The sequence below is a fragment of the uncultured Campylobacter sp. genome, assembly GCF_938030785.1.
In the GTDB taxonomy this organism is placed as follows: Bacteria; Campylobacterota; Campylobacteria; order Campylobacterales; family Campylobacteraceae; genus Campylobacter_B.
This window is the reverse complement of the sequence record NZ_CALHIK010000121.1, coordinates 1-8,341: the sequence shown is the minus strand read 5'-3', so window position 1 is coordinate 8,341 and position 8,341 is coordinate 1. Positions and strand designations below refer to the sequence as shown.

7 protein-coding genes are annotated in these 8,341 nt (G+C 47.2%); all 7 read left to right on the top strand.

Translation table 11 applies throughout. From position 1 onward, the window contains the following. Nucleotides 1–816 (top strand): dicarboxylate/amino acid:cation symporter (locus tag Q0438_RS07000; RefSeq protein WP_299189469.1); only part of this gene is annotated, 816 nt, incomplete at its 5' end. Between the two features lie 221 nt (nucleotides 817–1,037). Beyond that, nucleotides 1,038–1,718, top strand: a complete 681-nt coding sequence (locus Q0438_RS06995) for an amino acid racemase (protein ID WP_299189466.1) — start codon at nucleotides 1,038–1,040, stop codon at nucleotides 1,716–1,718. A 357-nt stretch (nucleotides 1,719–2,075) separates the two neighbouring features. Further along, nucleotides 2,076–2,471: a hypothetical protein gene (locus tag Q0438_RS06990; RefSeq protein ID WP_299189457.1), complete on the top strand. Its 396-nt coding sequence runs from the start codon at nucleotides 2,076–2,078 to the stop codon at nucleotides 2,469–2,471. A 558-nt stretch (nucleotides 2,472–3,029) separates the two neighbouring features. Continuing rightward, nucleotides 3,030–4,232: an OprD family outer membrane porin gene (locus Q0438_RS06985; protein WP_299189449.1), complete on the top strand. Its 1,203-nt coding sequence runs from the start codon at nucleotides 3,030–3,032 to the stop codon at nucleotides 4,230–4,232. A 75-nt stretch (nucleotides 4,233–4,307) separates the two neighbouring features. Continuing rightward, nucleotides 4,308–4,883 carry a c-type cytochrome gene (locus Q0438_RS06980; protein WP_299189447.1) on the top strand — a complete coding sequence of 192 codons (576 nt, stop codon included), beginning with the start codon at nucleotides 4,308–4,310 and terminating at the stop codon, nucleotides 4,881–4,883. A gap of 10 nt (nucleotides 4,884–4,893) precedes the next feature. Further along, complete coding sequence (locus tag Q0438_RS06975; RefSeq protein ID WP_299189444.1) at nucleotides 4,894–5,436, top strand: DJ-1 family glyoxalase III; 543 nt, start codon at nucleotides 4,894–4,896, stop codon at nucleotides 5,434–5,436. A gap of 371 nt (nucleotides 5,437–5,807) precedes the next feature. Further along, a partial coding sequence (dnaE, locus tag Q0438_RS06970; protein WP_299189441.1) for a DNA polymerase III subunit alpha occupies nucleotides 5,808–8,341 on the top strand: 2,534 nt, incomplete at its 3' end.

Below are 8,341 nucleotides of genomic sequence, written 5' to 3'. Positions count from 1 at the left end.
ATCGCGTTTTGTCTATTTTTCGGCGTGGGGCTTGCGTTTTGCCGCGACAGCGACGATGCGCGCATTAAAAATTCCGCCGACACGGTTTATAATTTTTTCGACGGAATGAGCGAGATTATGTTTAAGGTCGTGCGCTGGGTGATGCAATACGCGCCGATCGGCGTTTTTGCGATGATGTTCGTCGTGTTTAATAAAAACGGCATCGAAGCCTTTAGCTCGCTGCTAAACGTTACGATCACCCTATATTTGGGACTTGCGATTCAAGTATTTTTGGTTTATTGCGTTATTTGTATGCTGCTTGGCATTAGCCCGGTTAAATTTCTCAAAAAGGTGCGCCCGCCGATGCTTACGGCTTTTGTTACCCGTAGCTCAAACGGCACCCTGCCTATCACGATGCAAACTGCCGAAGATATGGGGATCCCAAAGGCGATCTACGGCTTTGTTTTGCCTGTGGGCGCTACTATCAATATGAACGGCACGACCGTATATCTGGGCGTTTGCTCGCTTTTTATCGCTAACGCCTGCGGTATCGATCTAAACGGCGGCCACTACCTCACGATCATTATCACTTCGATGCTTGCTGCGATCGGAACGGCGGGAGTGCCCGGTGCGGGCGCGCTGATGCTGCTTTTGGTACTTGAATCGATCGGTCTTAAAGTAAGCGGCAACGTCGCGATCGCATACGGCATGATCCTCGGTATCGACGCGATTTTGGATATGGGGCGAACCTCGATGAACGTAACGGGCGACGTCGTGGCGTCGATCTACGTCGCGAAAACCGAAAATGAAATGGATATGAGCAAGTGGGAGAGCTGAAATTTTAGGCTTTTTGCCCTTGCGGCGTTAAATTTAGCTTTTTATAGCGCGTTTGCGTCACCAGGCTATTGCGGCAATAAAATTTTGTCGCGATAAAATTTCTGCTGCGGCGAGGTTTAGGCGGCTTGGCAAATTTCATCGCCGCATGTTTGTATGGCTTACGGCTAGATGAAATTTCGCAAGAGCAAGTTTAAATTTGATAAATTTAGAAAGGATTTTAGATGAAAAGAGTTGGAATTATCGGTGGAATGGGGCCTTTGGCGAGTGCGGATCTGTATCTTAAAATAATCGAGGCGACCGCGGCTAAGAGCGATCAGGAAAATATCCCGCTCGTAATCGACAGCTACCCGCAGATCGAAGATCGCACGGCGTTCATCTTGGGTAAGGGCGAAAATCCGCTGCCGCGCCTGATCGAGAGCGCTAATCGTCTTAAAAATGCGAACTGCGCGGCGTTTGCGATGGGCTGCAATACGGCGCATTTTTTTGCCGATGACATCGTCGCGGCGGTGGATCTGCCAATCATCCATATCGCCGAAGTAACGGTAAAATCGATCCTGCAGAATCACAAAGAAGCGCGCAAGATCGCCGTTTTGGCTACGATCGGCACGAAAAAGGCGCGAATCTACGACGAGCCGCTAAAATCCGCGGGGCTAATCAGCGTCGAACTGGGAGAGCAGATCCAAAACACGCTGATGGACTGCATCTACAAAGGGGTCAAAGCGGGCAATATTAACGAATACGTAGGCATTTTCGAGGATCTTTTGGGCAGGATCGATGCCGATATTTTCATCGCGGGCTGCACCGAAATACCGCTATTTTTGCCGTTAATTAAAAGCGATAAAATTTTTGTCGATCCGACGCTGGAGCTTGCCAAGGCGATCGTGGAGTTTTCGCGCTCGTAAATTTAAAGGCTACCGCTTAAAGGCGCCGCGCACAGGAAGCGTTATTTCGCGCGGCGCTGCTTTAAAATTTAGCTCTATAAAATTCTAAAACGAGTCGCTTTTAAATTTAGTCGTTGCGTCTGCGAAATTTAAAATTTTAAATTTGCTGGTACCGCGGCCGCAAATCGATCTAAATTTAATCTATGAAAGCCGAAATTGACCGCTAGCGGTAAGCTTTGAAATTTAGTAAATTTTTTAGCTTACGGCGGATAAATGGCTGCCGTAAATTTTATCTTGCGCGTTAAAATTCCGCGTCGAAAGCAAATTTTAAGCCTAAACCCACTACCCTTAAACTCCAAATCAACACAAGGATTGAATATGAAAAATTTTATACTCTCGGCGTTTGTAGCGTTTGCAGTATCGGGCTGCGCGCTGTTTACATCCAACGATGCGCCTGCCATGGCGGGCAATATAAACGCCGTCAAATCGGAAGTGCTCAGCTATACGCGCCAAGGCTCCACTTCATATATCTACACGCTCAAAGACCTCTCTAGCGGCGACGCCTACATAGCGCGCTCGGGTAGATACTACGCAGCCTCGGGCGACGTCGCCTACGTGAGCACCAGTAACGGCACTATCACCGAGTTTAGAATCATCTCGCGCAAAGCGGGCGCGAGCTCTCCGCGCGCTTATAGCGGCGAGAAGATCGTAACCAAGCAGGTCTATAAAAACGACTCCATAGCCGTACCAGATAGCGAAAATATAAGCTTTTAATCTGCTTTATGCCTTTTGTCCGCAGGTTATTTGGCCGCCGATCGCTTTTTGATCGCCCTTGTCGCTCGCCGTTTTAACCTGCGGATCGCTTTTTGGGTACGCCGCCTCCGCGGCTTTTTCTACGGTGCGAGGATTGATCCTTATTGCGCTATCCGGCTTGTTTAAATTTAACCGCCGCTTTTTATACGAAAAAATTTTACTAAATTTAATCCGCGCCAAATCTACACGAAAATAATCGATAAACAAAAGTCAAACAAAATATCGGCTTAAATTTAAAATTTTAGATATAAATTTAAAGCCGAAAAAGATAAGGCGTAAAATCCTATGTTGCCGTCTGTTTACCGCGGCTTGCTATAATCCTGCCATCGAAACTAGAACTCCTTTCAATAATCAGCGAGGCTTGTGTGAGCCTCGCTTTTTTTATGCCCGAAATTTTTGCGATTTTGGTAAACACTCGGTAACAATTTAGTCATATTTTGGTATTTTTCAGCCTATTTTAAGCATATAATTTGCCATTTTGTGCTACTATTGCACCTACAAACTTTTAAAGGAGTTCAAATGAAACTATTCAAACTTAGTTTAGCAGCAGCTATCGCTGCAGGTGCTCTTGCTACAAGCGCAAGCGCTGTTCCGCTAGAAGAGGCTATCAAGGATGTTGATCTAAATGGATATGCTCGTATGCGATATACACACGATCGCGATAAAAATGCCGGAAATAGCAGCAAGAGCACTTGGGAGTTTAAATCCGAAGCAGATTTCAAAGCTAAAATCGACGATAACTTCTTTGGTGTAGTCGGTATTCGATTTATGGATAGAGATGGCGGCGAATCATTATCTTCTTCAAACAGCCAATACCATGGTGGACAAAATCCAAGCGACAAAGACTCCCATTTTGATATCGCTAAAGCTTACTTAGGATATACCGTCGGCGGTACTGTAATCGCAGTCGGTCGCCAAGGCGTAGGTTCATTCTTTACTGATGATATGTATGGAGACGGCGTTAAGATTACTAGCACCGATATCGAGGGCTTAACTCTTACCGGCTTTTGGATGGATTCTTTAGAAAACGACGGTGATATTGGAAGCCTTGATTGGGCTGGCATAGGTGCAATGAACAAATTAACTACCGATCACAATCTATATGGCGCAGGAATTGCAGGCTCATACGATCCGGTAGCTTTCCAACTATGGTATAACTCTTTAGAGGATGTAGCCGATCTTTTCGCTGCAGAGTTAGCATTTAACTTTGATATTTCCGATGATTTTAGCCTTGGTATAAAAGGTCAATATGCATTCTCTGATTTTGACGGAAGCTATAAAAACGCAAACGCTGATGATGCGGATTTCTGGGCTGCAGAGGCTAGCATGGGTCTATTCGGTATCGATTTAGCCGCAGGTTACTTAAGATTTGAGCCTGATAATAAAAGCAAAGATTCTTTTGTATCATTTGAAGATCAAGGCTCTTTCATCAGTCCGGGTGAGCAGTTGCTAGATTATACGAACTTTACCGGCAAAAACGAATACTGGTATGTAGTAGCAGGATATACTATCCCTGATACAGGTATCAGAATCGGCGCCGATTACCTAGACGGTAAAGCGCATGGCGACGATGCATACGAGGTAGTAGGTAGAATTTCTTATAAATATAATCAGAAACTAAGCTTCAAAACTTGGTATTCACACTATAAGATTGATGGCGCTGCAGGTGCTGCTGATGAGAAAAATGATCGAATCAGATTCGAGGCTAAATACAGCTTCTAATTATTTACCTTCCACGGGTAAAATTAGGGCGAAGCTTTTGCTTCGCCCTTTTTAAATTTAAAATCAAGGTTTTTTATGAAAATTTTTAAAATTTCTTTTTTAGCATGTTTTTTTGCCTTCACTCTAAATGCTGCGGATAATGCAAACGACGATACATACGTATTTGAAGCCAAAGGTGAGTTTGCCAAAGAGTTAAAATCCCTAATCGAAAAGCATTCTAAAGACGAAAATATAACCGTAAATATCTATAAAAGCGCTCCTGCCGCAGGCGGCAAAGCTCATAGCGGCAAGGTAAATCGAAATATAAACTCTTTAAAAGAAAAAGGCGGAGCGATCTTTGCCGAAAAGTGCGCTTCCTGCCACGGCGAAAACGGGCAAAAAAAAGCTTATGGAGTATCTCGTAAACTCAAAGATATGGACGCCAAGGAGATTTCGATAGCTATTTCGCAATACACCACGGATCTAAGCCACGGCGGCAAGATGAAAAATATCATGCAGCCGATCGCCGCTAAAACGGGCGCTACGGAGCTAGGCTACATCATCGCTTATCTAAAAGGCGATGATTCGTTCCTATACGATAGCTCGTCTAGTAGGAGCACGAATACCGAAATTTCGACCGCCCCGAGCGAGCAGGGCTCATATCTAAAATAAAGGAGCGTAGATGAAAGTAGCGATCATTTTAGCAAACGGATTTGAAGAGATCGAGGCGGTAAATCTGATCGATGTTTTGCGCCGCGCAGAGATCGATGCGGTATCCGTGGGGCTGGATAAAAAATGCGTCTGCGGCGCACACGGCGTAGAGATGATCGCCGATGAAATTTTAGACGATATAAAAGTTTCGGAATTTGATATGATCGTTTTGCCCGGCGGCTTACCTGGAGCCGAAAATTTGGCAAAGAGCGAGAAGCTAGGGCAGATACTGCGCGACTTTGATGCAAACAATGCCAAGATCGGCGCGATATGCGCGGCTCCATGGGCGCTAGCTACCGCAGGCGTGCTCAAAAGCGCCTATACTTGCTATCCCGGCTTTGAAAAGATCGTCGCGCACGCTGGATATACCCCATCTGCAAACGTCGTGAAAGACCAAAACATAATGACCTCGCGCGGACCTGCCACCGCGATGGAATTCGCGCTGCAAATCGTCCGCGAGCTAAAAGGCGATGAGATCTACGCGAAGCTAAAAGACGATCTGCTTTTTAAGTAGCCAAAGTGGCTTTTTGAGCGACTAAGGCGTGGAGAGCAAAAATACGAAATGCCCGCCTGCTGAGCTATCGCGCCACAATCGGCGTAAAATTTAATACTTCGCCGCGCCGCCTCAAAATAGAATTTGCCCTTTTGTAAGCTTTCATTCGCCAAGTTCATTAAATTTAAATGATAAGAATTTCGCCCTCCTTAAAATACTAAAGCAGGCTTTATATCGATCGCCACGCATATTCGCTCTTTTTAAATTTCATAAATTATGTACAAAATTTTCCTGCGAAATTTCGCGCCCAAATTTAAGCTAAAATTCCATTAAATTTGACCGTTTCTAAAGCCCGAATTTAATATAATTTCCAAATCAAAAAAGGACCAAAAATGAGCGACTACACCCACCTGCACCTTCACACCGAGTATTCGCTGCTAGACGGCGCGAATAAAGTAAGCGAGCTCGCCGAGCTTTTGCAGAGCCGCGGTACCAAGGCGTGCGCGATCACCGATCACGGCAATATGTTCGGCGCGATAGACTTTTATCAGACGATGAAAAAGCACGGCATCAAGCCGATCATCGGCATCGAGACCTATCTGCACAACCACGACGATATCGGCGATAAAAGCGACCGCCAGCGCTACCACTTGATACTGCTTGCCAAAAACGAGACGGGTTATAAAAATTTAATGTATCTTAGCTCGCGCGCGTTTTTGGACGGCTTCTACTACTACCCGAGGATCAACAAAAAAATTTTAAAAGAGTACAGCGAGGGTCTCATCTGCTCCTCAGCGTGCCTAGCGGGCGAGGTGGAATTTCATCTAAATAGAAGCGAGCGAAATTTAAAGCGCGGCGCGGGCGGCTACGAAGCGGCGAAAAAAGCGGCGCTTGAGTATAAGGAAATTTTCGGCGAGGATTTTTATCTCGAGATCATGCGCCACGGCATCGGCGAGCAGTTAAACGTCGATAAGGAGCTTATACGCCTCTCGCGCGAAATCGGCGTCAAGATCATCGCTACCAATGACGCTCACTACTCGCGCAAAGACCGCGCTAAGGCTCACGACGTCTATCAGTGCATCTCGATGGGCAAGACGATCAACGACGGCGACCGCCTAAAACACGTCGTTTCGGAATTTTACGTAAAAAGCGACGAGGAGATGAGGCGGCTTTTTGCGGACATTCCCGAAGTGATCGAAAATACCGCCGAGATCGTAGATAAGTGCAATCTGAAATTTGCTTTCGACGAGAAGGACTACGCGCCGACGCCGCCGAATTTTAAATTTACGATCGAATACGCCGCTAGGCTCGGGCTTTCGCTGCCGCAGCCGGACGAGCGTTATAGCTTTGCAAATGACGATTTTTTATTCGATCATCTCTGCCGAGAGGGGCTTAAAGAGCGCCTTAAATTTATCGATCCCGCGAGGCACGAAATTTATCGCGAGCGCCTAGAAAAGGAGCTTGCCATCATCAAAAACATGCATTTTTCGGGCTATATGGTAATCGTGCAGGATTTCATCAACTGGGCGAAGGATCACGACATCCCCGTGGGCCCCGGTCGCGGCTCTGCGGCAGGCAGCATCTGCGCGTATGCGCTTCGCATTACCGACCTCGATCCGATCCCGTATAATCTGCTTTTCGAGCGATTTTTAAATCCGTCGCGTATCTCGATGCCCGACATCGACGTGGATTTTTGCCAGGCGCGCAGAGGCGAGGTGATCGACTACGTCATCGATCAGTACGGCAAATTTAACGTCGCGCAGGTTGCGACCTTCGGTAAGCTGCTCGCGCGCGGCGTCATCCGCGACGTGGCTCGCGTCTGCGACATGCCGCTTTCGCAAGCCGATAAGATGGCGAAGCTGATCCCCGATAAGCTCGGCATCACGCTCAAGCAGGCTTACGACGCCGAGCCGAAGCTGAAAGAATTTATCGACGCAGATCCGATCGCACAGCAGGTTTGGGAGTTTGCGCTGGGTCTTGAAGGGCTCAATCGCAACGCAGGCATGCACGCCGCGGGCGTGGTGATCTCAAACGAGCCGCTGTGGAACAAAGCGCCGCTATTTAAGCAGGATAAGGGCGAGGATGCGCGCCTGGTAACGCAATACACCAAAAATTACCTTGAGGACGTCGATCTGATAAAATTTGACTTCCTGGGTCTAAAAAACCTCGATGTGATCGACAACGCCGCCAAGCTCGTAAAGCGCCGCTACGGTCGCGATATCGTCTGGGAGGAGATCGATTTTAACGACCACAAGACCTATGAGACGATTCAAAGCGGCAATACGCTAGGGATTTTCCAAATCGAGGGCGCGGGCATGCAGGATCTTGCGATGAACCTGCGCCCCGACCGCTTCGAGGATATCATCGCGATGATCTCGCTATACCGCCCGGGACCGATGGATCTAATCCCTGATTTTATCAGGATCAAACATGGCGAGCTAAAAGCAAGCTATATCTTCCCAGAGATAAAAGAAATTTTAGAGCCTACCTACGGTATCATCGTCTATCAAGAGCAGGTCATGCAGATCGTGCAGAAGGTAGGCGGCTTTAGCTTGGGCGATGCCGATCTGGTACGCCGCGCGATGGGTAAGAAGGATGAAAAGAAGCTCGCTCATATGCGCGAGCAGTATCTAAGCGGCGCCAAAGAGCTGGGCTTTGACGTAGCTAAGGCGGATGAGCTATTTGACCTGATTATGAAATTTGCTTCCTACGGCTTTAACAAATCTCACGCCGCGGCATATTCGATGATCACCTTTCAAACAGCCTATCTTAAGACCTACTATCCGGCGGAGTTTATGGCGGCGCTGCTTACTTCAGAGGAGGGCAATACCGATAAAATTTCAAAGTATATCGACGAGGCTAGCCGCCTGGGTATCGGGCTTTTGCCGCCGTCGATCAATCAAAGCTTAAGAGGCTTTAGCGTCGT

What these genes read in the sequence shown, in the direction of transcription:
- Q0438_RS06995 (WP_299189466.1), top strand. Translation starts at nt 1,038, where the DNA reads ATGAAAAGAGTTGGAATTATCGGTGGAATGGGGCCTTTGGCGAGTGCG.
- Q0438_RS06990 (WP_299189457.1), top strand. Translation starts at nt 2,076, where the DNA reads ATGAAAAATTTTATACTCTCGGCGTTTGTAGCGTTTGCAGTATCGGGC.
- Q0438_RS06985 (WP_299189449.1), top strand. Translation starts at nt 3,030, where the DNA reads ATGAAACTATTCAAACTTAGTTTAGCAGCAGCTATCGCTGCAGGTGCT.
- Q0438_RS06980 (WP_299189447.1), top strand. Translation starts at nt 4,308, where the DNA reads ATGAAAATTTTTAAAATTTCTTTTTTAGCATGTTTTTTTGCCTTCACT.
- Q0438_RS06975 (WP_299189444.1), top strand. Translation starts at nt 4,894, where the DNA reads ATGAAAGTAGCGATCATTTTAGCAAACGGATTTGAAGAGATCGAGGCG.